General features: G+C 62.5%; 28 protein-coding genes. 16 read left to right on the top strand and 12 right to left on the bottom strand.

The features are described 5' to 3' along the window. Positions 1 to 25 precede the first annotated feature (25 nt). The 4 genes from A477_RS0116580 to A477_RS0116595 are packed head-to-tail and all read left to right on the top strand — an operon-like array spanning position 26 to position 5386. Positions 26 to 958, top strand: coding sequence for a carbohydrate ABC transporter permease (locus A477_RS0116580; protein WP_014922888.1), 933 nt, complete (start codon positions 26 to 28; stop codon positions 956 to 958). After that, the gene (locus A477_RS0116585; protein WP_014922889.1) at positions 955 to 1893 is read left to right on the top strand and encodes a carbohydrate ABC transporter permease; all 939 of its coding nucleotides are present in this window, start codon (positions 955 to 957) and stop codon (positions 1891 to 1893) included. Before A477_RS0116580 ends, A477_RS0116585 begins: the two co-directional genes overlap by 4 nt. Then, positions 1890 to 2903, top strand: coding sequence for a hydroxyacid dehydrogenase (locus tag A477_RS0116590; RefSeq protein ID WP_017200056.1), 1014 nt, complete (start codon positions 1890 to 1892; stop codon positions 2901 to 2903). The genes A477_RS0116585 and A477_RS0116590 overlap by 4 nt, the downstream gene beginning before the upstream one ends. Before the next feature lie 53 nt (positions 2904 to 2956). Continuing rightward, positions 2957 to 5386, top strand: coding sequence for an HAD-IC family P-type ATPase (locus A477_RS0116595; protein WP_017200057.1), 2430 nt, complete (start codon positions 2957 to 2959; stop codon positions 5384 to 5386). On the opposite strand, the gene A477_RS0116600 is transcribed toward A477_RS0116595, so the two are convergent. Beyond that, complete coding sequence (locus A477_RS0116600; RefSeq protein WP_237715817.1) at positions 5368 to 5778, bottom strand: hypothetical protein; 411 nt, start codon at positions 5776 to 5778, stop codon at positions 5368 to 5370. The two genes, A477_RS0116595 and A477_RS0116600, sit on opposite strands and share 19 nt — an antisense overlap. 145 nt (positions 5779 to 5923) lie before the next feature. On the opposite strand from A477_RS0116600, the gene A477_RS0116605 reads away from it, so the two are divergent. Together A477_RS0116605 and A477_RS0116610 are read left to right on the top strand one after the other, a co-directional pair. Then, on the top strand, positions 5924 to 6583 hold the full coding sequence (locus tag A477_RS0116605) for a hypothetical protein (protein ID WP_017200059.1): 660 nt from the start codon (positions 5924 to 5926) through the stop codon (positions 6581 to 6583). A 48-nt stretch (positions 6584 to 6631) separates the two neighbouring features. Beyond that, positions 6632 to 7867, top strand: coding sequence for a pyridoxal phosphate-dependent aminotransferase (locus A477_RS0116610; RefSeq protein WP_020372838.1), 1236 nt, complete (start codon positions 6632 to 6634; stop codon positions 7865 to 7867). A gap of 7 nt (positions 7868 to 7874) precedes the next feature. Here A477_RS0116610 and A477_RS0116615 read toward each other — a convergent pair whose 3' ends face one another. Then, on the bottom strand, positions 7875 to 8912 hold the full coding sequence (locus A477_RS0116615; protein WP_017200061.1) for a zinc-dependent alcohol dehydrogenase family protein: 1038 nt from the start codon (positions 8910 to 8912) through the stop codon (positions 7875 to 7877). Positions 8913 to 9004: 92 nt separating this feature from the next. Here A477_RS0116615 and A477_RS0116620 point away from each other — a divergent pair, with 92 nt between their 5' ends. Then, the gene (locus tag A477_RS0116620) at positions 9005 to 9463 is read left to right on the top strand and encodes a carboxymuconolactone decarboxylase family protein (RefSeq protein ID WP_017200062.1); all 459 of its coding nucleotides are present in this window, start codon (positions 9005 to 9007) and stop codon (positions 9461 to 9463) included. Between the two features lie 17 nt (positions 9464 to 9480). After that, positions 9481 to 10380: a sigma-70 family RNA polymerase sigma factor gene (locus A477_RS0116625; protein ID WP_026005708.1), complete on the top strand. Its 900-nt coding sequence runs from the start codon at positions 9481 to 9483 to the stop codon at positions 10378 to 10380. Between the two features lie 96 nt (positions 10381 to 10476). Here A477_RS0116625 and A477_RS0116630 read toward each other — a convergent pair whose 3' ends face one another. Next, positions 10477 to 10914 (bottom strand): hypothetical protein, encoded by a 438-nt coding sequence (locus A477_RS0116630; protein ID WP_017200064.1) that lies wholly within the window; start codon positions 10912 to 10914, stop codon positions 10477 to 10479. A gap of 22 nt (positions 10915 to 10936) precedes the next feature. Continuing rightward, positions 10937 to 12919: a primary-amine oxidase gene (locus tag A477_RS0116635; RefSeq protein ID WP_017200065.1), complete on the bottom strand. Its 1983-nt coding sequence runs from the start codon at positions 12917 to 12919 to the stop codon at positions 10937 to 10939. A gap of 122 nt (positions 12920 to 13041) precedes the next feature. Between A477_RS0116635 and A477_RS0116640 the strand changes: the two genes are divergently transcribed. The 3 genes from A477_RS0116640 to A477_RS22430 all read left to right on the top strand — a co-directional run bounded on the left by A477_RS0116640 (position 13042) and on the right by A477_RS22430 (position 15278). Then, the gene (locus tag A477_RS0116640; RefSeq protein WP_017200066.1) at positions 13042 to 13632 is read left to right on the top strand and encodes a TetR/AcrR family transcriptional regulator; all 591 of its coding nucleotides are present in this window, start codon (positions 13042 to 13044) and stop codon (positions 13630 to 13632) included. Positions 13633 to 13879: 247 nt separating this feature from the next. Next, positions 13880 to 14566 carry a helix-turn-helix domain-containing protein gene (locus tag A477_RS0116645; RefSeq protein WP_017200067.1) on the top strand — a complete coding sequence of 229 codons (687 nt, stop codon included), beginning with the start codon at positions 13880 to 13882 and terminating at the stop codon, positions 14564 to 14566. Continuing rightward, positions 14556 to 15278 (top strand): hypothetical protein, encoded by a 723-nt coding sequence (locus A477_RS22430; RefSeq protein WP_017200068.1) that lies wholly within the window; start codon positions 14556 to 14558, stop codon positions 15276 to 15278. The genes A477_RS0116645 and A477_RS22430 overlap by 11 nt, the downstream gene beginning before the upstream one ends. A 4-nt stretch (positions 15279 to 15282) precedes the next feature. On the opposite strand, the gene A477_RS0116655 is transcribed toward A477_RS22430, so the two are convergent. Beyond that, entirely contained in the window at positions 15283 to 15933 is a 651-nt protein-coding gene (locus tag A477_RS0116655; RefSeq protein WP_017200069.1) for a LysE family translocator, read from the bottom strand. A 161-nt stretch (positions 15934 to 16094) separates the two neighbouring features. On the opposite strand from A477_RS0116655, the gene A477_RS0116660 reads away from it, so the two are divergent. Further along, positions 16095 to 17507: an aldehyde dehydrogenase family protein gene (locus A477_RS0116660; protein WP_017200070.1), complete on the top strand. Its 1413-nt coding sequence runs from the start codon at positions 16095 to 16097 to the stop codon at positions 17505 to 17507. 66 nt (positions 17508 to 17573) lie between these two features. Here the strand turns inward: A477_RS0116660 and A477_RS0116665 are convergent, their stop codons facing one another. Continuing rightward, entirely contained in the window at positions 17574 to 18104 is a 531-nt protein-coding gene (locus A477_RS0116665; protein WP_017200071.1) for a hypothetical protein, read from the bottom strand. A 110-nt stretch (positions 18105 to 18214) separates the two neighbouring features. Between A477_RS0116665 and A477_RS0116670 the strand changes: the two genes are divergently transcribed. Further along, positions 18215 to 19072, top strand: a complete 858-nt coding sequence (locus A477_RS0116670) for a prephenate dehydratase (RefSeq protein WP_026005710.1) — start codon at positions 18215 to 18217, stop codon at positions 19070 to 19072. Here the strand turns inward: A477_RS0116670 and A477_RS0116675 are convergent, their stop codons facing one another. From A477_RS0116675 to A477_RS0116700, 6 genes are all read right to left on the bottom strand, one after another. Beyond that, positions 19073 to 19492: an arsenate-mycothiol transferase ArsC gene (locus A477_RS0116675; protein WP_017200073.1), complete on the bottom strand. Its 420-nt coding sequence runs from the start codon at positions 19490 to 19492 to the stop codon at positions 19073 to 19075. It lies immediately after the preceding gene. Further along, the gene (locus A477_RS0116680) at positions 19489 to 20148 is read right to left on the bottom strand and encodes an arsenate reductase ArsC (RefSeq protein WP_017200074.1); all 660 of its coding nucleotides are present in this window, start codon (positions 20146 to 20148) and stop codon (positions 19489 to 19491) included. The genes A477_RS0116675 and A477_RS0116680 overlap by 4 nt, the downstream gene beginning before the upstream one ends. A gap of 35 nt (positions 20149 to 20183) precedes the next feature. Next, positions 20184 to 21557 carry an FAD-dependent oxidoreductase gene (locus A477_RS0116685; protein ID WP_017200075.1) on the bottom strand — a complete coding sequence of 458 codons (1374 nt, stop codon included), beginning with the start codon at positions 21555 to 21557 and terminating at the stop codon, positions 20184 to 20186. Positions 21558 to 21584: 27 nt separating this feature from the next. Beyond that, a complete protein-coding gene (gene trxB, locus A477_RS0116690; protein WP_017200076.1) occupies positions 21585 to 22562 on the bottom strand; it encodes a thioredoxin-disulfide reductase in 978 nt (325 codons plus the stop codon). A gap of 22 nt (positions 22563 to 22584) precedes the next feature. Next, positions 22585 to 23007 carry an arsenate reductase ArsC gene (locus tag A477_RS0116695; RefSeq protein ID WP_017200077.1) on the bottom strand — a complete coding sequence of 141 codons (423 nt, stop codon included), beginning with the start codon at positions 23005 to 23007 and terminating at the stop codon, positions 22585 to 22587. A 132-nt stretch (positions 23008 to 23139) separates the two neighbouring features. Further along, entirely contained in the window at positions 23140 to 23814 is a 675-nt protein-coding gene (locus A477_RS0116700; RefSeq protein ID WP_017200078.1) for an arsenate reductase/protein-tyrosine-phosphatase family protein, read from the bottom strand. Between the two features lie 45 nt (positions 23815 to 23859). On the opposite strand from A477_RS0116700, the gene A477_RS0116705 reads away from it, so the two are divergent. From A477_RS0116705 to A477_RS0116715, 3 genes are all read left to right on the top strand, one after another. Next, positions 23860 to 24597 (top strand): aquaporin, encoded by a 738-nt coding sequence (locus tag A477_RS0116705; protein WP_017200079.1) that lies wholly within the window; start codon positions 23860 to 23862, stop codon positions 24595 to 24597. Positions 24598 to 24743: 146 nt separating this feature from the next. Continuing rightward, positions 24744 to 25094: an ArsR/SmtB family transcription factor gene (locus A477_RS0116710; RefSeq protein WP_017200080.1), complete on the top strand. Its 351-nt coding sequence runs from the start codon at positions 24744 to 24746 to the stop codon at positions 25092 to 25094. Then, positions 25091 to 25600 carry a GNAT family N-acetyltransferase gene (locus A477_RS0116715; RefSeq protein WP_017200081.1) on the top strand — a complete coding sequence of 170 codons (510 nt, stop codon included), beginning with the start codon at positions 25091 to 25093 and terminating at the stop codon, positions 25598 to 25600. The genes A477_RS0116710 and A477_RS0116715 overlap by 4 nt, the downstream gene beginning before the upstream one ends. Positions 25601 to 25602: the final 2 nt, after the last annotated feature.

Genomic DNA, 25602 nt, shown 5'->3' on the forward strand with positions numbered 1-25602 from the left:
GCCCCCTCCAAGCTAGGAGAATCCCATGGCCACCCAGGCCCTCACCACCACAGTGCGCCGCCGAGGCCGTGCACTGGCGGGAACCGGCGGAAGGACTGCCGCGCTGTTCCTGGTTCCCTTCTTCGCGGTCTTCGCGATCGCCATGATCGCACCGGTGATCTACTCCCTGGTGCTGAGTTTCCACTCGCAGCAGAAGTCCGGGCTGGGCTTCGGGGAAGCCAAGACGGTCTTCGTTGGACTTGAGAACTATGTGCAGGTCTTCCAGTCCGAAACGTTTGTGGAAGGCATCGCCCGCCTTGGCTTGTACTGCCTGATCTACATTCCCTGCATGGTGGGCGGCGCAGTGGTCTTCGCCCTCCTCCTGGATGCAACGGTGGCCAAGGCGCGCAAGCTCTTCCAGCTCCTGGTGTTCCTTCCCCACGCAGTACCCGGCGTCATCGCCGCCCTCATTTGGGCCTATCTCTACACCCCGGGTATCAGTCCGCTGATCCAGGCTCTCCAAGGCGGCGGGATCCAGATCAACTTCCTCGACGCGCACTTGGTTCTTCCGTCCATCGTGAACATCGGCGTCTGGGAGTGGACCGGTTACAACGTCATTATCCTGTTCACCGCTTTGCAGGCTGTTCCCCGCGAAATCCTGGAAGCCGCCCGCGTGGACGGTGCCGGCGAAATCCGCGCGGCCATCAGCATCAAGTTCCCGCTGATCCTTCCGGCGCTGAGCGTGATCATGCTCTTCACCATCATCGGAACCCTGCAACTGTTCACGGAACCGTCCATCATCTCCAAAGCCACAGCATCAGTCACCAGTACTTGGGTTCCCAACCTCTGGGCCTACGACGCGGCCTTCATCCGTCACAACCTCAACCAGGCCGCGGCTGCCTCCATCATCATCGCCGGACTGGCCGCAGTCCTGTCCCTGGCCGTCACCCGCCTTAGCTCCAGGATGAACAAATCATGAGCGCCTCAACTCTCCCCCGCCCCCGCACCACCCCGGACACAGCAACTCCCCGCCGCGCCGGATCCCGTTCCAACCGCACCGGATCCAGCTCCAACCGCGGCGGTGGCTTCGCCAGCAAGCTCACCGTCAACGGTCTCCTGATCATCGGCTCCGCCTACATGGTGGTACCGGTCCTGTGGCTGGTGTTCGCCTCCACCAAGAACGCGGCGGACCTCTACGGCACCAGCGCCTACGCTCTGGGGAACTTCTCCTTGTTCGAGAACATCGCCAACGTGGCCAAGCAGGACGGAGGCCTGTTCTTCCGATGGCTGGGTAACTCCGTGATGTATGCCGGTGTTGGCGCCGTGCTGGGCAGCCTGATTTCGGTGATGGCCGGCTATGCGTTCGACAAGTTCCAGTTCCGTTGGAAAGACTCACTCTTCGGTTTCGTCCTGGTGGGCGTCCTGATTCCCAACACGGCCACGGTGCTGCCCATGTACCTTCTGGCCTCCCTGGTGGGCATGACCAACACCATCTGGGCCGTCCTCATCCCAGTCCTGTGCAACCCCTTCGGTGTGTACCTGGCGCGGGTTTACTCCGCCAGCTACGTTCCTGCCGAAACCCTTGAAGCCGCACGCATGGACGGCGCCGGACCCATCCGGTCCTTCTTCTCCCTGGGCCTGCCCATGATGATGCCCGGCTACATCACCATTGCCCTGTTCCAGTTCGTGGGGGTGTGGAACAACTTCATGCTTCCCCTGGTGATGCTCCAGGACCAGCAATTGCTGCCCGTCAGCGTCGGCATCTCCATCTGGCAGGGCTACTCGGTACCGCAGCCTGAATTCACACCAATGGTCATCACGGGTTCTCTGCTGTCCATCATTCCGCTGCTGGTGGCCTTCATCATGCTGCAGCGTTTCTGGAAGTCCGGCCTCACCGCAGGGAGCGTCAAGTGACCACAGCCCAACTGAACGTCGCCCTCGCCATGGGTCCCGGCGTCGTGTCCCGTGTCTTTCCGCCCCGCAGGCTCGAGTCCTTGGCCCCCGGGCTGCGGCTGCTCAGCCCGGAGCCCATGGAAGAGTTCATGTCGCCGCGCTCGCTGGAACTCCTCGCAGAAACGGACATCCTCATCACTGGCTGGGGCTGCCCGAGGCTCGATGCCGCAGCCCTGGCCGCGGCCCCTCGCTTGACCCATGTCCTCCATGCAGGCGGCACAGTCAAGCACCACGTAGGCAATGAGTGTTGGGAAGGGGGCATCGAAATCAGCACGGCTGCTGATGCCAACTCCATCCCCGTGGCTGAATACACGGTGGCCATGATTCTCCTGGCCAACAAGCGCGTCCTGCAGATAGCCCGGAAACTGCACTTGGAGAAAACTGAGATAGAGCCCGATCAGGTTTTCCCGGACATGGGCAATTTCGGCAAGCGCGTGGGCATCATCGGCGCCTCGAGGATCGGCAAGCACGTCATACGCCTCCTGAAGTCATACGACGTTCAGGTAGTGGTGGCAGACCCGTTCCTGGACGATGCAGCGGCAGCAGCGCTCGGCGTCGAACGCGTGAGCCTGGAAGAGCTTGTGGCAGTCTGCGACGTCGTCAGCCTCCACGCGCCGTCGCTCCCGTCTACCCGCAACCTGATCCACCAAGGGCTGGTGGCCAGTTTCAAGCCGGGAGCTACCTTCATCAACACCGCACGAGGCGAACTGGTGGACCAGGACGCGCTGCTTCGGCGCATCGAGGAAGGCGACCTTTACGCTGTCCTGGACGTCACCACCCCTTGGGTGCTCCCTGCCGATTCCGGGTTCTACACGCACCCCAATGTGCTGCTCACGCCCCACCTGGCGGGTTCCCTGGGCATGGAACTCGAACGCATGGCCGTCAGTACCATCGAGGAAGCACATCGAGTGTCGCGCGGCGAACCACTCCTCCATAGGCTGCACGCGAAGGACCTCGCCTTTACGGCCTAACGGCTGGCATACTCAATCCCATCGCTCCACCGACTCAACAAACGGGGGCATGAGTGCCAAACGAGAAGGATCTTTCAGGGGCTGCCGTCCGGCTCGTAGGGTCTTCGGCACAGGGCTTGAGCACTGCCCAGGTGGCAGAGAGAGTGGCCACGGGGCAAACCAACGCGTTCGTCCAAGACACCAGCCGCAGCGTGTGGAGCATCGTCCGCGCCAATGTGCTCACCCTGTTCAACGGCATCATCCTTGCCTGCTTCATTGTTCTGTTCGCGATCGGCCGCTGGCAGGATGCGCTCTTCGGCTTCAGCGCCATCGCGAACGCGGTCATCGGCAGCGTCCAGGAATACCGGGCAAAGCGGGCTTTGGACCGTCTGGCCCTGTTGAACGCCCCGCATGCACGGGTGATGCGTGATGGATCAGAGGCAGAGATCGCCTTGGACGATGTTGTGCTGGACGACACCCTTGTCCTGAGGGCTGGAGACCAGGTGCCGGCCGACGGTCTGGTGTCCGGGTCACGGGGCCTCCAAGTGGACGAGTCCATGCTCACCGGCGAATCCGATGCTGTGGAAAAGACCGACGGTGACCGCGTGCTCTCCGGATCCGTGGTGGTGGCAGGCGAGGGCTCAGCCGTAGTGGACCGGGTGGGCGCGGACTCATTCGCGAACTCGCTCGCGGCGGAGGCCAAGAGATTCTCCTTGGTGGCCTCTGAGCTCCGGTCCTCGATCGACCGGGTACTGAAATGGGTCACCTGGTTCGTGGGTCCGGTGGCGTTGTTGGTTTTGAATGCGCAGATGATTGCCCAAGGCGGGTGGGCCGAAGCCTCCGCAAGTGGCGCATGGCGCGAGGCAGCGACGGCGACTATTGCCTCCGTCGTCGCCATGGTTCCCTTGGGTCTGGTGCTGATGACCAGCATTACCTTCGCTGTGGGGGCGGTAAAGCTGGCCCGTCAGCAGGTGCTGGTGCAGGAGCTGCCCGCGGTGGAAGGCCTTGCGCGGGTGGACATCATCTGCCTCGACAAGACCGGGACGCTAACCCAAGGCGACATCGTTTTCGACGCCGTGCACCCGCTCACCTCTCGTCCGGGTTGGGAGTCGGTTCTTTCCTGGTATGGCGTGCAGAAAGATGCCAACGCAACGGCCCGCAGCCTCGCGGGGCACTTCAACGAGCCAGCCGGCCACCCGCTTGACCGGGTGCCCTTCTCGTCGGCCCGCAAGTGGAGCGCGGTGATTTTCGACGACGGGATGTGGATTCTGGGCGGCCCCGAAATGGTGTTCCCGGACCACGACTCCAGCGATCCCGTGAAGCGGCAACTTGCCACCCAAGCCGCGGAGTTGGCAACCACCGGCCGGCGCACGCTGGTCCTTGCCCACGGCACACCCACCGACGACGAGACCGTTCCGCCAGATGCTGTCCCCGTGGTCCTCCTGACGTTCAAGGAGAACATCCGTCCGGACGCTGCGGAGACGCTCACTTACTTCGCAGCACAGGAAGTGGATGTCCGGATCATCTCGGGTGACAACCCACAAACGGTGGCCGCGATCGCCCGGGAAGTCGGCCTGGATGCACCCCACGGTTTTGACGCCCGGGAGTTGCCGGATGACGATAAGGAGTTCCTTGACGTCATCAACAACAACGTGGTCTTCGGCCGGGTGACACCTGACCAGAAGAAGCGGATCGTCGTGGCACTGAAGGCTGCAGGCCGCACTGTTGCCATGACTGGCGACGGCGTGAATGATGCCCTTGCCATCAAAGAAGCGGACATCGGTGTCGCCATGAATTCCGGTGCCGCCGCCACCAAGGCAGTGGCCCGGCTGGTGCTCTTGGACGGCAAGTTCTCGCACCTGCCCAGCGTGGTGGCCGAGGGCCGGCAGGTCATTGCCAACATCGAGCGTGTGTCGATGCTGTTCCTCACCAAGACGGCCTACGCGACGTTCCTTGCCGTCTCGTTCGGCATTCTCCTGCTGCCTTTCCCGTTCCTTCCCCGGCAGCTCTCGGTGACTGACGGCCTGACCATCGGCATTCCGGCGTTCTTCCTGGCCTTGCTGCCCAACGCCCAGCGCTACGTTCCCGGTTTCCTGCGGAGGTCACTCACGTTCGCCGTGCCAGCGGGTGTGGCCGTGACCCTGGGCCTGGCCTCCTACGCCCGGCTCGCCGCGAACCTGCAAATTCCGGAAGCGGAGATCAGGACCGGATCCACACTCATCCTGGCGATCATCGGCATCTGGATCCTGGTGGTGCTCTCGCGACCGGTCACCCGGTTCAAAGGGATGGTCATCGGCGCCATGATGATCGGGCTGGTAGTCGTCTATTCCGTGCCGATTGCCCGCGAGTTCCTCCAGTTCACCGACCCAACGCTCCCAACGGCGCTACTCGTCCTGGGAACATCCGTGGCTTGTATCGCGCTGATCGAGATTGTCCGCTTCGTGCACCGCCGTGTTGCCTACCGGGACGCCCAGGAGGCCCTGCGTCAACGAGTCTCGAAGTAGCGCCGCCCGCGGCCGACCCACAGCGGGATAACTACGGCCACCGTTGCGATGGATTGCGAGATCACAGCGGACCAATCTCCATCAGAGGCAATAATCAGGTCCAGCACGGCAAAGGCCAGCCCGAGCAGCATGACCGCTGTGGCGCCGCGGCGGGCAGCTTCGCTTCCCCGCGCTACTCCGGAGGCCAGCCCGATCACCAACAGGCCGAACAGGACCATCCCCGCACCAAACAGCGTGATGGGCAAGGCAATGCCACCGGACTGGGCCTCCGGTGTGTACCGCAGGAAAATCGTCAGGATCCCCAGAATGATTTGAGCGATGCCACCGATGTACATCAGCACCACCGAGAACGTCACCACACCAGGCCGCTTAGGGCTTTCCCCCGTCGTCATGAACTGAGCATAGTGGAGGTACCCAATGGTCAGGGTGGCTTCAATCGATTGGAGTTACCTCTGAATCCCAGTGACTATGGACAACTCCGGGAGTAGCCTAGTTCCAGTTGATTTAGTGGATTTCTGTCCGGCTGGGGTTTCTGCCGTGGGCCATGTGCGTTCGTCGCTGTCCGACCTTCTGGGGGTACTTTCCGACGCCGTCGCCCCTCAGCATGTCAGGTTCGACGACGGGTCCCCCACCGCCGTAGTTCCCCCGCCAGACGCTCCGGTTACGGTCCGGGCTGTCACGCTCAGCCGCGTAGGAAGGTCCCGCAGCGAAGGGCCGGTCCTGGATCTTGAGCTAAAGGTGGCCGTGGAGTGCCATGGACCCGAGCAGTTGGACAACATGGAACAACTCCTCCTCGCGGTGGAACTCCACAGCCAATATTCGGTGGTCTCCAATGGGGAACTCCAGTTTGAGGAGTACTCCGCAGCCATCGAACAAGGGCTGGGTTTTCTGGTGCGTATCCCTGTTTCCCTCCCTTTTGAGGAACCGTCGGAGCTGCCTGTCCCGCCACAAACAGGCACGTCCGGAACCGCGCGACGCATCCGCGGAAGACTGGTGGACGGACACAACAAAGGCATCCCGGACGCGTACATCCACGCCCATTCCTCCGCCAACGCTGTGGTCAGTGATGCCACAGGACACTTCGAGGTGTTGGCCTCCTCTGAGGAACTCCAGCACTTCGCTGTTGCGGTGGACGGCACGGAGCGGGAGGTTTCGGCCAGCACCAAACGGCAACCGGTGATTATTCGCTGGCTCTGATTTTGGAACCATTTACTCGGGCGGGGCGGTGTCATGAAAAGATCTACCATGCGTCCGATGCAGCACTCCAGCAAACTTCAAAATGTCCGCTACGAACTCCGTGGGCCCATCCTCCAAGCGGCCAAGGCCATGGAGGCGGAGGGGCATCGCATCCTCAAGATGAACCTTGGGGACACAGCACCGTTTGGACTGGAGGCGCCGGAGTCTGTTGTGGTGGACATGATCCATCACCTTCGCGGCGCACAGGGTTACAGCGATTCCAAGGGCATCTTCTCCGCCCGCACAGCCATCTCGCAGTACTACCAGACGCGCGGACTGATGACCATCGGCGTCGAGGACGTCTTTATTGGCAACGGCGTCAGCGAGCTCATTTCCATGACCTTGCAGGCCTTCATGGAGAACGGCGACGAAATCCTCATCCCGGCACCGGATTACCCCTTGTGGACCGCAGCCGTGACTCTGACCGGCGGCAACCCCGTGCACTACCTCTGTGATGAGGACGAGAACTGGTGGCCGGACATGTCCGACGTCGAAGCCAAGATCACGCCACGAACCAAGGGCATAGTGATCATCAACCCGAACAATCCCACCGGCGCCGTCTACCCCCGCCACATTTTGGAGCAGTTCGCTGCGCTGGCGAGGAAGCATGATCTAGTGCTGTTCTCGGATGAGATCTACGAGAAAATTCGATATGTGGATGCTCCCCATATCCACACCGCGGCGGTTGCTGAAGACGTCTGTGTCCTGACGTTCAGCGGGTTGTCCAAGGCCTACCGAATGCCCGGGTACCGGGCAGGTTGGGTTGCCGTCACGGGACCCCGGACCGCGACCATCGCCTACCGGGAATCTTTGGAACTGCTCGCCTCCCTGCGGTTGTGCGCCAATGTTCCTGCACAGCACGCCATCCAGACGTGCCTGGGCGGATACCAAAGTATCGAAGCACTCATACGTCCAGGCGGCCGGCTCCGCGACCAGCGGGACCTGGCGTGGAAACTCCTCACCGCAATCCCGGGCGTCAGTTGCGTTCCAGCAGCAGGCGCCATGTACCTGTTCCCAAAGCTGGATCCGGAAATCTACCCCATTGAGAGCGACGAGAAGTTCGTCCTCCAACTCCTGCAGGAGCAGAAGATCCTGGTCTCGCACGGATCGGCATTCAACTGGCCCACTCCTGACCACTTCCGCTTCGTGATCCTGCCGGCTGTAGAGGACATTGAGGAAGCCGTGCGCAGGATCGACCACTTCCTGGCCGCTTACCGGGACCGACCCGCGGACGCCCCCAACTAAGCTGCACTTACCGCGCGGGGTCCACCATGGTCATGCCGGCGGGATTGGCCTGATCGAAGCCGGGCAGCAGTGCCGCAGCGTCTTCCAAGCCAATGGTGCGTTCAATGAGCAGCTGCGGCTGGAGCGCACCCTGTTCAATGAGCGCCATCATGCCCGGATAGTCCACAGCAGCCATGCCGTGACTGCCAAGGAGGTCCAGTTCCCAACCGATCACACGTGCCATGGGTACCTGCGGGTTACCGTCGATGGAGGGCAGCAAACCGATCTGAACATGCCGGCCGCGCCTGCGGAGGCTAAGGATCGCGTCTGCGCAGGTCTGTTCACTTCCGACGGCGTCTACCGCCACATGGCTGCCTCCGCCGGAGAGTCCGTTGATTGCGGCCGGGATGTCAGCGCCATCAGCGAGCACAGTATGGTCCGCACCCAAACGTGCGGCCACAGCCAGGGCTTCGGGGTTCCGGTCCACGGCAATGACCCTTGCTCCCATGGCTTTGGCGATCATCACGGCGCTCAGCCCGACGCCGCCCGCGCCCACAACAGTTACCCACTCGCCTGCCTTGACCTGCGCCCGCGCTGCCAGCGCACGGTATGCCGTGGCGAAGCGGCAGCCGAGGCTTGCCGCCGTCGTAAATTCAACGCCGTCAGGTATAGCCACCAAATTGCTGTCGGCAGCGTGCAAGGCCACAAACTCGGCAAACGATCCCCAGTGGGTGAAACCGGGCTGCTGCTGGTCCGGGCAGACCTGTGCGTCGCCGGCCAGGCACCATTCGCAGGCGCCGCAGCCGCAGACGAACGGGACGGTGACGCGGTCGCCCACCTTCCAGCGCTGGACGCCTTCCCCGACGGCGTCGATCACGCCGGCGAGCTCATGGCCCGGCACGTGGGGCATGGCGATGTCATCGTGTCCGGCCCAAGCATGCCAGTCACTGCGGCACATGCCCGTAGCCAGTACTTTCACCACCACGCCTCCCACGGGAGCCTGGGGCTTGGCTACTTCCCTGACGTCGGGCTGGGTTAGGACCTCATCAAAAACTACTGCGCGCATCGACTGACTCTAACAATTTGCCGCCCCTGTCACACTTTCGGCACCGAATCCGACATCCCTATGTAAGGCACCACCACTGAAGGGAAAACAGCATGCCCCGCATCAATATTGGCCGCAGCAACAAGCTCGGCTACGCCGCCGTCATCGGACTCGAAGGCTACGCCCGCAAGTCAGTCGATCCCGATCTGTACGAACTGATCAAACTTCGCGCCTCCATTCTCAACGGCTGCGGCTTCTGCGTGGACATGCATGCCACCGACGGCCGGAAGCGCGGTATCCCTGAAAGGAAGCTGCATGCCGTAGCGGCGTGGCAACATTCGAAGGTGTTCTTCGATGCACGCGAGCAGGTAGTTCTTGCCCTGACGGACGCGGTAACCCAACTGGGCCCGGAGACTGTCACAGACGAAATCTGGAACGCTGCTGCCACGCATTTCGATGACAGCCAGATGGGCGGCCTGATCCTCGCCATCTCCACCATTAACGTGTGGAACAGGATCGCCGTCAGCACACAAATGGAGCCGCCCGTAGATGAGAAGAACCCGATCGTCTGAGAGGTAGCGTTGGCAGCATGACTCTTGCGGTGTCGGCCACTTCGGCGTGGCAGAGCGAACGGAATCGCCTCCTGGGGATCGCTTACAGAATGTTGGGCGACTTCGGACACGCGGAGGACGTCGTGTCTGAAGTGGCGATCGATGCCGTGCAGCGAGAGCGGAAAGCCGACGCGGACCGTGTGGATTCCTGGCCGGCCTGGCTCACAACCGTGTGCGTCCGCCGCTCTATTGACCGGGTTCGCCAGCTCGCCGCCGTGCGCGAGGACTACACCGGCCCCTGGCTGCCCGAGCCGGTGGACACCTCCAAGCTCCCGGACGAGGCGGTGGCCAACCGTGAACTCCTGTCCTTGACCCTGCTGCACTTGGCCGAGCAACTGGCTCCCGAGGCGAGAGCGGCGCTCGTTTTGCACCGGGCCTTCGGGATGTCCGCCATCGACATCGGCGAAATCCTGGAGAAGACCCCCGCGGCCGTGCGCCAGATGATTTCGCGGGCGGAGCGTCGGCTGGAGATCGATCCGGAGGCACCCGCTCCCCGGGCCAAGGATCGAGCGGCCTTGGAGAAGCTGGTACGGGCAATCGAGCAGGGTGAAATTGACACGGTTGTAGCCATGCTGGATCGGGATGCCGTTCTCTGGGCCGACGGCGGAGGCAAGGTCAAGAGCGCCATGAACCCGCTGTTCGGGGCGGCCAGGATTGCGCGCTTTTTCGCGGGCATCCTCGGCAAAGCAGTGGTTTTCGATCCCGTGCAGCCGGTCCGCGCCTGGCTCATCGAGGTCAACGGCGGAACGGCTTTGGTGCTCAGGCATCATGGCCGCTCCGACGTCATTGAGGTGGACGCTGCTCCGGATGGGAGCATCCGGGGGCTCCGACAACTGTCCAACCCGGACAAACTGACGCGGGTTTCGCTCTGCCCCTGACGTTTTGGCCCTTCTTTGGCCTTCCCGGCCGGCCCCTGTTGCCTGAACACCGGACTTTGCTGCGGCAAAGATGGGCCACTTCGGCGGCTGGGTGGGTCACGACGCCACAGCCACCCGACGGCGGAGGCGGGCTACCAGCGTCGCGGCGAGTAACGCCGTCGTGATTTCCAGTCCGATCACCAGCAACAATCCGGCAGCGCCGGAGGTATCAACAGCGTTCGACGCCGGTCCCCCACCGTGCGCGTGTCCGGAACCGCCCGCTCCCAGCAGCAGGACGGCGTGGAGGCCCACCATGGCCAAGGCCGAGGTGGTCACCTGGTGGAGTGCGCCCACGCGGCTGTGGCGCCAGATATGAACCGTGCAGGGAACGCAGACGGCCGCCAGGCCAATCATGACGATACCCAGCCAGGCCTGGTGGTGTCCCGAGGCTGCGAGCCAGAGATGCACCAGGCAGGAGACTGCCGTGAGGGCTGCGCAGATCCGGGGGTGCAGGACAGGCCCGGAGGCCCGAACCCGCCCTGCAGTCGTTGTCATTGTGAGTGTCCCGGGTGGGGTGTTAGTGGCAGTGCCCGGCGGGTTCGCCGTGCTCTTCGCCTTTGCTGGCAGATTCCGGGGTGTGGCAGCTCGAACCGGAGGCATTGGCCGGCACATCCAGGACAGGGCTGCGGTCGAAGAAGCCTTCCGGGCGGAGCTTGAAGCCAACCGTGTCCACGGGCATGATCGGCCAATCTTCTACACGTGGGAAGTGCGTCAGCCCGAAGGTGTGCCAGAGGACAATGTCCTGGCCATCAATGTCGCGGTCCCGGGCCACGTAGGCCGGCAAGCCGGCGCCGCCGGAGTGCTGGTTCACGAAGTCGCCCGTGGGATAGCGCTCCTCGTCGGAATAGCGCGTGACCCATAGGTCCTTGGTAGCGAAAGCCGCGCGCTTCGCGATTGATGAGCCTGGATCGGCCAGCAGTGTGGGTTGGTTCTCGGCGTGTAGTTTGTAGCCAACTGGCTCGCCGAGACGGTTCCTGGACTCGGGGTTGGAGATGATCCACGTCCTGCCAGAGCGCGCGTCGGCTTCCCGGACGGCTTCGGATTCCTTGGCCAGCACAGTGCGCTTCCGGGAGAACGCGTTGCCACGCTCATTGCCTTCACCCATGGCTTGGCGGACTACGTCTTCTTCTTCCACGCGGTTGGTGAACCCATCGATGGCCATGTCCAGCCGGGCGCTGAAGAGGTGCTGGTGGAAGGGGGCTCCGAGGCCCGGGGCGAGCTGGGAGATGTTGTCCGAACCGCCCTCCGGGAACGCGCTGGTGAACACAATGCCCGTGGCTTTGGCTTCAAACTCGATAGTGCCGTCCAGGTAGAGGTACCAGTAGAACCCGTAGTCGTAGTTGCCGATAGTGGTGAAGAAAGAGATCACCAGACGGCGGTTGCGGCGGGTGTAGTTGATGCCGGTCCAGAGGTCTGAGTGCTTGGAGAGGATGCCCCAGTCTTCCTCGTGCATGCAGATGCCGTTGCGGATCTCGCGGGGGTTGCCGAAAGCGTCGCTGATGACAGGGCTCAGGTAGGTGATGTCGCCCAGGCAGTCACAGCCAAGCTCCAGGGAGTTGGCATACTGGCCTACCAGGTATTCGCCGGTGTCGAAGTAGTTCTGCCATGACCGGATGGGTGAGGGATCGCCATAGGGAACCACCATTTCTGCGATGGAAGCTCTGTTGATGATGGGTCGCTTTTTGCCGCCGTCCTGGAAGGCGAGGTTGTGGAGGACGACTCCCTCGCGGACATCGAAGCCGACGTCCACGCTCCATTTTTCCCACTCCACGTGGTTCCCGCCGCTGACCGTGAAGCTCGGCCCCTCCGGCTGGGTGATGCTGATGGGCTTCTGGGTTTCGCGGAGCGGACCGGTCAGTTCAGGATCCGTGTAATTTCCGTGCTCTGTGGGGATCGGCATCACGCCGAGATCGATGACTTGTGTGACTTCCTTATTGACCACGTCCACATAGGCCACCAGACCGTCCACGGGATGTGCCCAAGCGCTGTCCTCCGGGAAGTCCTGCACGAAAGCGAGGCCACGCAGGATGCGGCGACCTTTCTCGTCGTCGTACTCGAAGACACCGGCGGAGAGCGGCGCGACGCGGACTTTCTCTACGTCCAGGTCGCGGGCCGCAAGCGCGGCGAGCCAGCGCTCGTCGGTTGCGAGGAGTGTTTCCACCACCTCGAACTCTTCTTCCAGCACGGGGAGTTCGCCGGAGACCTTGGTATCCAGTTCGATGGCGTTCAGGATCTCGCCGCGGGTCACGGACACGAGGATGTCGCTGGGAGCTCCGCCGGAAATGTCATGGATGAAGACGCGGAAACGGCGGTCCTGCTCTGACTGGCCACGGGATGGGTCCACCAACCCCAAGTAGGCGATTCGCTTCCCGGAGCCAAGGTGGCCGGCGGCCTGCAGGATCCCCTGCACCTGGGAAATTTCGGCGCCCTTTGCCAGGGCGTACTGCGTTTCCTCAATGGCGACGGCTTCAGTTGCTGTCTCAGTTGCTGTGGGCGTCATGGCTGCCTCTTGTCCGGGACCTATGATGGGTCAGGATTTATTTTCTATAGATGTAGAGAATAAACAAAAAGTAAGATGGGTCACAAGACCTGTCCGCCATTTTTTTTCAGGGAGCCCCGTCAGTGCCAAAGATTGTGGACCACGATCAACGACGCCTCGAGCTGGTGGATGCAACCTGGCGCATCATCGCGAGGCTGGGGATGGAGGGCGCCACCATGCGGGAAATCGCCGAGGAAGCAGGCTTTGCCAACGGCGCTTTGAAGCCCTACTTCCCCACCAAGGACCTGCTGCTGACGTCGGCATTCGGGCACGTGTTCAACCGGACGAACCAGCGCATCGCCACGATGACTGAAGGGCTATCCGGGGTGGCGGCACTCCGGGCGTTTTGCGCCGAAGTCCTGCCGCTGGATGAAGAACGGGTCAACGAAGCACGCATCGTGATTCCGTTCTGGCAGAAGGCACTCAACGACGCTGACATGGCTGCATTGCACAGCGCGTCCATGAGCCAGTGGCACACCACCATTGCGGCGCATTGCGCAGCAGCCCGCACGGCAGGCGAGATCAAAGCCCCCATCGGGGACGCCGCCGTCGCCGATCACCTGCTCAACATGATGCTCGGCGCGCAGATCGTGGCCGCACTATCCCCCGCCGAGCACTTCTCCCTGGACCTCTCCGGGCAGTTGGAGAACTACCTGGCGCTACTGGCCGGCTAGCTAGCTAGTGGTGCCCGAGGCCACCACCCCAGTACCTCCCGGGTCGATGACCACCGCGATATTGTCGTTGATTCCTTGCCACATGTAAGAGGGAGAACCGAAGACTGCAGGAGCTACGAATGGCTAGGGCTCTAAGGTCAGCCTTGGCGGGGGAAACCCGCCCTGAGCACCCACGGCCCGCACTTCCAGTAGCTTCTTGACCCAAAGACTGATTACATATTCATAGCGATACCGATATGATTATGAAATGGCATTGAGTATCCCCGAGCTGGCGAAGCGCCTCAACGTCAACGAGAGCCGAGCGCGGCAGCTCGTCCAATCCGGACGTATACGCGGCCAACGAGTGGGCGGACGCTGGGTTGTTGAGGAAGCCAACGCTGCCCAGTACCGGTCTGGAAAGCCCGCCGGCCGGCCACTGTCCGAACGCAGCGCCTGGCAACTCGTGTCCTGCTTCTGGGAAAACAGCCCACGGCACTCTCTCCTTGATTACCTCGAACCCTCCCCGGTCGAGAAACATCGCCTGAAAGAGCGCATCAGCCGGCTGCAGGACTCCCCCGACTCACTCAAGCTTCTCGCAGCATGGCTTGCCAATCGCGCCGAAAGATTCGAGTTCTCTTCCAGCCAGGACGACATCGCCGAGCTTCGGGAGGACAAACGAATTCACCTCTCCGGAGTCTCTCACCCGCGCTCTGGGCTGCTTGCCAACTCAGAGGTTGAAGCATACGTGCGACGCGACGAACTCAAGGACATCGTCAAGGACTGGTTCCTGGTTGAGCCATTCCCCGGCAAGAGGCCGAATGTAATCCTCCGCGCCGCCGACCAAGTCCCCGACGAACTTCCCCCACTAGTGGTGGCGGCAGACTTGGCCGAACGGCCCGGTGTCCGTGAACAACAAGCCGCACGTGAAATCCTCAGGAGCGTCCATGCCCATTGAACTTCCCGCAATGCTCACCGAACAGCAGGAAGCGTGGCAGGCTGTCTTCGAAATCCATAGTGTGATGCCGCAGGGTTGGGTCCTGGTCGGCGGCCAAGCGGTTTTCCTGCACGCTATCGAACGAGGTGCCCCGTACGTGCGACCCACCAAGGACGCCGATATGGCGTTGGACATCCGGGCATACCCCACGATGCTTCACGATTTCACTGAGCTCCTCGTGAGGCTCGGCTTCGAATCCGCTGGAGAATCCCCGGAGGGCTACCAGCATCGATGGGAGCGCGGCCAAGCTTTGGTGGACGTTCTCATTCCGCGCCATCTGGGCGAACGCGCCGAGAAGAGACGCGGGTTTACCGGCGGGACCACGATTGCTGCACCAGCCAGCCAGCAAGCGCTCGATCGCTCCGAAACCGTCGGAGTTCAAGCCGGATCAGCGTCCGGCAGTGTCAACCGGCCCACGATGCTCGGTAGCCTCATCGGCAAAGCGGCAGCGCTGACCATCATCAACGACCCCCTACGGCAGCGACACATCGATGACTTCCTTACTTTGGCCTCTGTTGTCCGAGCCTCTGACCTTCGTGGCGTCACCTACAAGCCCGCCGAACGGGACCACCTGGCAAACATGCTTGGTCGCCTTGCCAATGAACCGGAGCTCATGGAACAAGTGCCGGAAGGCTCCGAGGGCGTGGAACGTCTGCGCATCTCGCTGAACTAGTTAGCTAGCTGGTGGCGCCCGACGCCACCACGCCGACACCCAGCCCGGCGATCACACCGCTGCTGACATGCTCGACGACGGTACTCACCTTGGGGCGCTTGAGCCACCTCATCGCTTTGAACGCCACCACGGCGATCATCGAGAGGTACACAAAAGCGACCCCGGCAACAACTGCGCCCAGGATGAGCGACGTGCCCATGGTGTCCCCGCCGTGTGGGATGAACTGCGGGACCACGGCCAAGTAGAACAAGCCAACCTTGGGATTCAGCAGCGTGGACAGGGCCCCCGCGCCCAGGGCAGAGAGCCGGCTGTACGGCAGCGGCACCTCAATACCCGTGCCGTTGACGTCCGCCTTGGCGGCTCTCGCGGCCTTCCGGGACCTGATGAACGACGAGACGCCGAGGTACAACAAGTACAGCCCGCCAGCGATCTTCAGCCAGCGGAAAAGTTCGGCCGATTGTCCCGGGATCGCGGCCAACCCCACGCCCACCAGTCCAGCCCACACGATGGCGGCAGCTGCCGAACCTGCGGCCGCTGCGATTCCGGCACTGGGCCGGTTCAGCGCGATGCGCAACACAAGGAAGGTGTCCGGGCCGGGTGTCACGGCCAGGATGAGGCATAGTCCAGCGAAGGCTGCGAGGGATGCAAGAGTCACCCCGCCGATTATCCGGCACCCATAGGCCGTTGGAAACCGTTCGCTTCCCGTCAAGGGCTGTTCGTTCAACGACAAGGCACATCCCCGTGACGCCAACCACACTGGAAGCATCGCCGCGTGCCTCAACGGCCGCCAAGACTTACTACCCGAGCGGAGTACCAATGGAGACTTACGACGCCCTGCTGGCCTCGATCACCCCGGCCACCGGACAGAACAGCCGCACTATCTTTGATCCCGCCACCGGCGAGGCTGTCGGCGAAGCCCCCGTCCACACGGTGGAGGAGCTCGAAGCCGCCATTGCAACCGCCGCAGCAGCGCAACCTGCCTGGGCTGCCGTGGGCCACGACGCCAGGTCCGCCGCCCTCATGAAGGCTGCCGACGCCGTCGAACGTTCCGCAGAAGAACTCGCCCAATTGCTCTCCCGCGAGCAAGGGAAACCACTGAACGGCCCGAACGCGCGCTTCGAAGTCGGCGCCTGCGCCGCCTGGCTCCGCGCCACGGCAGCTACGCCGCTGGACCCCGAAACCGTGGTGGACGACGGCGAAACCCGCGCCGAACTGCACTACCGGCCCATTGGCGTCGTGGGTGCCATTGGCCCCTGGAACTGGCCCATGATGATCACCGTCTGGCAGATCGCCCCGGCCCTGCGCATGGGCAACGCCGTGGTGGTCAAGCCCTCCGAGTACACTCCGTTGTCCGTGCTGGCACTGGCTTCGATCATCAACGAAGAGCTGCCCGAAGGCCTGCTGTCCGTGGTCTCCGGCGGCCGCGACGTCGGCGAAGCACTGGCTTCGCACGATGCCATAGGCAAGGTCATGTTCACCGGCTCCACCGCCACGGGCAAGGCGATCATTCGCTCGTCCGCCGATACCGTCAAGCGGCTCACGCTGGAGCTCGGCGGTAACGACGCCGGCATCGTCCTGCCCGACGCCGACCCCAAAGCCATTGCTGAGGGGTTGTTCTGGGGCGCATTCATCAACACTGGCCAAACCTGCGCTGCCCTGAAGCGCCTGTACGTTCACGAGTCACAGTACGAGGCCGTGTGTTCAGAACTTGTTGCTGTCGCTGCTGCGATGCCCATGGGAGTTGGTTTGGATGAGAACAACGTCCTGGGCCCGCTGCAGAACCGGCAGCAGTATGACATCGTGGCCCGGCTGGTTGAGGCCGCCAAGGCCTCCGGTGCCCGCGTGCTGCTGGGTGGCAACCCCGACGCCGACGCACCCGGCAACTTCTACCCCACCACGCTGGTGGCCGATATCGACAACGACAACCCCTTGGTCGCAGAGGAACAGTTCGGACCAGCCCTGCCGATTGTTAAATACGGCACCGTTGATGAGGCCGTCGCCAAGGCGAATGCGCTCGACGTCGGACTCGGCGCCTCAGTCTGGTCCTCCGACCTGGGTGCCGCACGCGAAGTCGCCTCCCGCATCCAGGCCGGCACCGTGTGGATCAACAAGCACGGTGCGGTAGATCCGCGTATTCCCTTCGGTGGCGCGAAGCAGTCCGGCTATGGCTTGGAGTTCGGCGCCGAAGGCCTCAAGGCTCTAGGGGTCCCGCAGGTCATCAACGGCTGATCTCCCCTCCCAGCTGAGTCGCAGTTCAGGCCCTTTGAGCTCTCTCATAACGGCCTGAACTGCGACTCAGGTGGGTTTCCGAGTGTCTCCGGGACGGGTGGCGAGTGCCGTCGCGAGGATGATCATGCCGGACGCGGCTACGACGACGGCGCTAAGGGAGTGATCAAAACCCCATGACTGGCCAAACCGGACCACATTCGAGGCGGCGAAGGCCAGCACGCCCGCGCCTGCAAGGAAAGGCCGCCGGGAACTGGCACCCCACACGATGACCGCGATGCCGAAGTAAGGGCTGTAGTTGAAACCCCTAGCCACATCAGCGAAGAAGAACGCCACGGCCACAAAGCACATGAGTCCGGCAGCGATTGTCCTGTGAGCCACCTGCCGACAGTAGATGTAGACAGCCAAGGCTGACAGCAGGCTCAGCGCATGCACCGCAACGTGCCATGGCAACGATACCTGCCCGGGGTCGCCCACGCTGCCTGAAAGCAGGACTGCCCAGACGAGCGTTGTCAGCCCCATCGCAGTTCCTGCAAACCTTGTAATTCTGTGCTCGTTGAAAGCCGTCGTGTGGTCTCGGAGCACGTTGGCAGTGGTCATCGTCGGTCCCCCATCCTTGCCCTGAACGTAGAAGAGGCGGCTCCCACTTGTCCAGTCACAGGGTGGACGCGGTTGGGTGGCCGGGCGCTCCGCGTGTAAGCATGAGCAGCATGTCCCAGAAGATTGCGTACCAAGGTGAGCCGGGAGCCAATTCGGATCTCGCGTGCAAGGAAATGTTCCCAGAACTCGAAAGCGTTCCCTGCGCGAGCTTTGAGGACGCATTTGAACTGGTGTCCACTGGCGAAGTGGATCTGGCCATGATCCCCATTGAGAACTCCATCGCCGGACGAGTGGCCGACATCCACGTCCTGCTACCCCAGTCCAAGCTGCAGATCGTGGGCGAATACTTCCTGCCCATTCGCTTCGATCTTTTGGGAATCCCCGGCAGCACCATTGAGGGCGCCACGGAGGTCCACAGCCACATCCATGCGCTGGGACAGTGCCGGAAAATTATCCGTGAAGCTGGCCTCAAACCCGTCATTGCCGGTGACACCGCCGGGTCAGCCAGAGAAGTCCGGGACTGGAATGATCCCCGCAAGCTATCGCTGGCACCGCCGCTCGCCGCAGGGCTTTATGGGCTGGACGTCCTGGCCTCAGGCGTGGAGGACGACCCCACCAACACCACACGCTTCGTGGTCCTGGCACGGGAGCAGGAACTCCCCACAAAAGAAGAGCTTCCCGGTCCCGCGATCACCAGTTTCGTCTTCCGCGTCCGCAATGTTCCCTCGGCCCTCTACAAAGCACTTGGTGGCTTCGCGACCAACGGGCTCAACATGACGCGCTTGGAAAGCTACATGGTGGGCAACGAATTCGCGGCCACCATGTTCATCTCGGACGTCGAGGGCCACCCTCAGGATGCCCGCCTCCGACGTGCCCTGGAGGAGCTGGAATTCTTCACCACCGAGGTCCGCGTCCTCGGCGTCTACGCCGCCGACGCTTACCGCGAGCGGAACACGGTCAGCGCCTAGCTACTGGCCGCTGGCAAGCTCTCCATACAGCGTCTGGACCCGTGCGCTGATGTCATCCCGGACAAGGCGCATACGTTCCATGCCCTCAATGCCGCGCTCGGAGGGTTCGTCGGTCTCCCAAACTTCAAACAGTTTCCCGGCAGGCGGATCGAGCTTGGCTTCCGTCCCCAGGACCACGACGGCGTCAACGAGGCTCAGGACCTCGTCGGTAACAGGCTTGGGGTACTCCCCGGTGACGTCAATGCCCACTTCGGCCAATGACTCCACGGCTTGCCCGTTCAGGGAGCCTCCCGGCTTGGTTCCGGCGGAATACACTGTCACGCGATCGCCGGCGAGCTCCCGCATGAGGCCAGCTGCGAGTTGGGACTTGCCCCCATTCTTGCTGCAGACGAACAGGACTGCGGGGTGCTTCTGGGTCATGAGAGTGTTGCTTCTTTCGTGAGGGACGCAACCAAGGTCTTGACGCGTTCGTGGATCTCGTCGCGAATTTCGCGGACGGTGTCAATGGACTGGCCGGCGGGGTCGGTGAGTTCCCAGTCTTCGTAGCGTTTGCCGGGGTAGATCGGGCAGGAGTCTCCACACCCCATGGTGATGACCACATCCGAGGCCCGCACAACATCGTCCGTGAGTGGCTTGGGATATTCCCTGCTAAGGTCCAAACCCATCTCCTTCATGACCGTCACGACGTTTGCGTCCAGCTCCGAGGTGGGCATGGAACCGGCTGAGCGGACCCGGATCTTACCCTTGGACTCGACGTTGAGCAGGGCTGCGGCCATCTGCGATCGGCCTGCGTTCTGGACGCAAACGAAGAGGACTTCGGGGATCCCTGAGGCGAGTGAGCCTTTGGATTTGGCCAGCGCGTGGAGCCTGTCGTTAGCAAAGTGTTCGGTGGTTGCGGGCAGGTAGGCGCTGATTTTCGCAGTACGTGCCAAGGCTGCGTAGGACTCGAAGACGTAGCGTTCCACCGTTTCGGCCGCGAAGATCCCGGCGTAGCGCACGGAGAGCCGGTCGCTGATGCGGTGCAGGAGGTCGGTATTGTCTTGCAGTCCAAGACTGGTTTCACGAATTTCGGCCATGACATTGCTCCAATGTTGAGTGGTGACTGGCTCTTTTAGTTGTTGCTGCCGGAGCGGCCATGCACGAGTCCGGTCGGAAACCCGACGAATGCTGGTTCGGGTGCCGCGCAGCAGCCGGTTTCTGCCTCTCGCTTCGAATCAGTGACGGGAACGTCACAGCTAGTACCCGCGTCGGAGGAGCAGACCCCGGTCTCCGGCAGTTCAAGGTGAACGGTATCCGCCGCAACCTGATCCCCCGCCAGGGCGGCGGCCACGGAGCGGACTTGCTCATAGCCAGTGGCCAGCAGGAAGGTGGGCGCACGGCCGTACGACTTCATGCCGACGATGTAGAAGTCCTTCTCTGGATGGGCGAGCACCTTCGCGCCATGCGGCGGGACCGTGCCGCAGGAGTGGAATTCAGGATCGATCAGCGGCCCCAGTTCCGTAGGAGCTTCAACAGCAGGGTCCAGGTTCAGCCGCAATTCCCGGAGCATCTCAAGGTCAGGGCGGAAGCCGGTACACGGGACGATGACATCTGTTTCCAGCGTCCGTCCGTCAGCTGACTCCACCGTCAGTCCGGAATCAAGATTCTTCAGGGCTGCGATGCCGAATCCCGCGTGCAGTTCGATGGCGCCGGATTCGACGAGTCGGCGCAGCCGCGAGCCGAGCTGGCCACGGGCAGGCAGGCCGTCCGCGTCACCGCCGCCGTAGACCTTCTGCGCGGTAACGCCGCGGATGGCCCAGAGGATTTTGGTCTCAGGATTGCTTTTGGCCACATCGGCGAGGTTGATCAGCGTGTTCGCAGCGGAGTGGCCTGCGCCAACCACCAAGACTCGTCGGCCAGCGAACGAATCCCGATCCCGCCCGGAAACATCGGGCAGGGGCGAAGAGATGCGGTCTGTTGCACGGTCTTCGCCGATGGCGGGCAACCCGGAGGTTCCCAGCGGGTTGCGGGTCGCCCAGGTGCCCGAAGCATCGACGACGGCCGACACTATGTAATCGCGCACCTCACCGGCAGCATGTTCAACCCGGACCATAAACGGCGTGGTGTCACGGTCGCGTACATGGGTCTTGTCGAGTCCGGCACGCGTGACGGCGATGACGCGGGCGCCGGTCTGCAGGCGGGAAGCAATGGCGGGGAGATCTGCCAACGGGGCGAGGTAGTCATCAATGAGTTCCCCGCCATAGGGCAGCGCGGTGGGACGGGGCGATTCCCAGCCCGTGGGCTTAAGCAGCCGGACAGCCGCAGCGTCGAGATTGAATCTCCACGGGGAGAAGAGGCGGATGTGGCGCCATTGTTCGATGGCTGCCCCTGTAGATGCACCGGCTTCGAAGATGATCGGCTCGAGGCCGCGTTCGAGTAGGTGCGCTGCGGCTGCCAGCCCAACGGGGCCTGCCCCAATGACTGCGACGCGGAGGTGCTTATCCATGTTTACTCGTATCCCTGTAGTTGACGCTTAGAAGTGGGTGGGCTCTTCAACCAATGCGGTGGCGATGCTGTCGGCGTCGTCCAAGGCGGCGAGGTATCGCTCAGCATCGAGTGCAGCGGAGCAACCGGTGCCCGCCGCTGTGATGGCTTGGCGATAACGGTGGTCTACGGCGTCGCCGCAGGCAAAGACGCCCGACAGGTTGGTGCAAGTGGTGGGTGAGTCCACCTTGATGTAACCCTCAGAGTCGAGGTCCACTTGCCCCTCCACGAGTTCAGTCCGCGGCAAGTGACCGATTGCGACGAAAATACCGGTGGCCGCTTGCTCGCGGGTTTCGCCGGTGCGGGTGTCCGTGAGGGTGACACCTGTGACTTTGGTGTCGCCGTGAATCTTGGTGATAGCGGAGTTCCAGGCGAAGGTGATCTTGGGATTGTCCTTGGCTCGCTGGGCCATAATGCGCGAGGCCCTCAGCTCATCCTTGCGCACCACCACTGTGACGGACTTGCCGAAGCGGGTCAGGAAGGTAGCTTCCTCCATGGCGGAATCTCCGCCACCAACCACAATGATGTCCTGTTCGCGGAAGAAGAAGCCGTCACACGTGGCACACCAGGAGACACCGTGCCCGCTGAGTTTCTTCTCTTCCGGAAGCCCAAGCTCCTTGTAGGCAGATCCCGTAGCGAGGATCACGGCAGGTGCCTCGTGGGTCTCGCCGGCTCCGGTGACCACACGCTTGAGGTGACCCTTGAGATCAACCTCAGTGACGTCGTCGAACACTATCCGCGCGCCGAACTTTTCCGCCTGCTCCTGGAGCCCATCCATGAGCTCGGGACCTTGGATCCCACCCGGGAAGCCTGGAAAGTTCTCTACTTCCGTGGTGTTCATGAGGGCCCCGCCAGCGGTGACCGAACCGGCCAGAACCAAGGGCTTTAGGCCCGCGCGGGCAGCATAGATGGCGGCAGTGTAGCCGGCAGGGCCGGACCCGATAATGATCAGCTGTTCGTTACTCACGGAATCGCTCCTGGCAGTTGGGTTACTTGGCGACGGGGATCAGCGAGGCAATGAGGCCCTCGATGCGGGTCTTGATCTCATCGCGGATGGGACGGACAGCTTCCACGCCCTGTCCCGCGGGGTCCTCGAGAACCCAGTCCTCATAGCGCTTGCCCGGGAAATACGGGCACTCGTCTCCGCAGCCCATGGTGATCACGACATCGGACTCCTTGACGGCTTCCGTAGTCAGGACCTTGGGAATCTCGGTGGACATGTCGATGCCAAGCTCAGACATGGCTTCAACCGCAGCCGGGTTGACTTTGTCTGCCGGCTGGGAGCCGGCTGATCGAACCTCGACGGCACCTTGAGAGAGGTTTGTAAGGAAAGCTGCGGCCATCTGCGAGCGCCCCGCGTTATGAACGCAGACAAACAGAACGGATGGCTTCTTGGCGGTTTCAGTGCTCACGGGGTCTCCTGGGTCGGTTTGGGTCGGTTGGGATCATTCCGCACCAATGCCGCGATGAGTAATATTGATATTCATCGATGCATTGAGTATCGGCCTATAGATTGATCATTGTCAATATATGAAAATCGGGGACTAAGCTGCCCGCAAGCGAGGGGCGAGATCATGGACGCGGCGCGAGATATCGGCGAATGCATCCTCAAACGCCTCCTTACTGGCGATCCGGACAGGATCCGGGATTGACCAGTGAATGCCGCGCAATCCCGTCAGTTCCTCGTGTGCGTTATCGCAGACGGTGACCACTAGATCCTCCTCGCTCGCCACTTGGTCTATCAGGCAGGGTTTTGCTCCCGCAAGATCCAAGCCATGACGGCGTGCGACCTCCACCGCACCAGGCGCCACGTGTTCCGCAGGATGAGTTCCCGCCGACACGGAGGGGATGTCACTGGCTGTTCGCCAGAGCGCAGTTGCCAACTGCGAGCGCGCACTGTTTCGGGTACAGACGAACAAGACCCGCCGAGCGCCGTGCTCGCGGCCGGGGGTGAGGCCCTCCAGTGCCCCTGCAGCCAGCCTGACATAGCTGCGGCGCTTGTCGGCCTCCGAACGATGCCGAACGGCCAAACCTGCAGCTTCCATGGATCGCAAATGGTGCGACAGCAGATTTGCGGGCATGCCCAATTCCAACTGCAACTCCGTGGGCGACAGGTCCCCCAAGGTCAACAGATCCACGATGCGCAGCCTGGCGGGATCAGCCAAGGCCGCATACTTGGCTGCCCGCTCCAAGAGACTCGAGTTTTGCTCAATGTTCATTGATTCAATTTTGACTGAACTACTTTCATCAGTCAAGCTGTTCCCATGACTACTCATTCGCCCGGGTTGTGGCGCCGCGCCCTTGCTGAAGCTTTGGGGACCTGCCTGCTAGTCGCCATCGTTGTGGGCTCAGGCATCGCGGCGCAGCGGCTCTCCCCCAATGATGTCGGCCTGCAGCTGCTCCAGAACAGCACTGCTACCGTGCTCGGTTTGACTGTCCTCATACTGGTCTTTGGGCCAATCAGCGGGGCGCACTTCAACCCGGTAGTGTCCCTGGTGGACTGGATCCTGGGCAGACGAGCCAGCAACGGGCTGGCGCTGAAGGAAGTTGCCACGTACGTTGCCTCGCAAACTGCGGGCGCGATCGGTGGCAGCGTGCTGGCGAACGCCATGTTTGAGGTCGGCACGTCAATCTCCACTAAAGACCGTGCAACCCCTGGCCACCTGCTGGGTGAAATTGTGGCCACGGCCGGGTTGATTCTTCTGATTTTTTCCCTGGCCGCCACCAAGAGGGGCTCCTTGGCGGCCCCCGCTGTTGGGGCCTACATCGGGGCGGCCTACTGGTTCACGTCATCGACCTCCTTCGCGAACCCTGCCGTGACAGTCGGACGAATCTTCAGCGACACGTTCGCAGGCATCGCACCCGATTCCGCACCGGCCTTTGTCCTGGCGCAAGTGATCGGTGCCGCCGTTGGACTCGGCCTTCTCCTCATGCTTTTCCCCGCAGGTTCAGGCATCGCGGAGGATGTCGTTGTGCCGCACACAGTGGACGAGCGGGCTTGATCTACCCTTGCACCCAAGGGTTATTCAGAAGTGAAGAAGAATGGTCAGCGGGTCGAACAGATCCCCAACCTGCTTCCTTAGGGGGCCATCCAAGCTCGCGAACCGGCGTATATTGATGATCGTCAATGTTCCGGCATAATAGGTATATGACCGCACTACCCACACTCGCGCCGGCCAACGGGCAAGACTGCTGCGAGCCGACGGGCCAGCCTGCCCTGGGTGCAGAGGAAGCCAAGCGAAAAGCAATGGTGTTCAAGGCCCTCGCCGACCCCAACCGGCTGCGGCTTCTATCCATGGTCAAAGCCGAATCTTCGGGCGAATCATGCGTCTGCGACCTCACGGAGCCACTGGGCCTCGGCCAGCCAACGGTGTCGCACCACCTGAAGATCCTGGTGGACGCGGGCCTGCTACACCGCGAAAAGCGCGGTACATGGGCATACTATTCCCTGGTCCCGGGCGCATTGGACGGCGTTGCCGGCATCCTGGCCAAGCTGTGACGGTCACGCTTAGGGCAATGGAGCCTCACGACTGGTCAGCCGTACGGGAGATATTCCAGGAGGGCATCGATACCGGCTTCGCCACGTTTGAATCATCCGCCCCCGACTGGGATGCCTTCAATAACTCCAGATTGCCTGAGCACCGATTCGTGGCAGTCAGCAAGGAGGGCACCATCCTCGGCTGGACCGCGGTCTCACCCATTTCCTCACGACCGGCCTACGCCGGCGTAGTTGAGCACTCCATTTACGTGGCTGGAGCCGCCCGCGGCCAAGGCGTTGGGAAGCTGCTTCTGCAGGCGCTCGCCACCTCCACGGAGGCGCAAGGAATCTGGACCATCCAGTCCAGCATCTTCCCGGAGAACCAGGCCAGCCTTCGGCTGCATCAGGCCAATGGTTTTGCCATCGTCGGGCGGCGGGACCGTATTGCTCGCGTGAGCACCGGACCCGCCGCCGGACAATGGCGCGACACCCTGCTGCTGGAGCGCCGCTCGCCGGTCATTGACTGACG

Source organism: Arthrobacter sp. M2012083 (assembly GCF_000281065.1).
Taxonomy (GTDB): domain Bacteria; phylum Actinomycetota; class Actinomycetes; order Actinomycetales; family Micrococcaceae; genus Arthrobacter.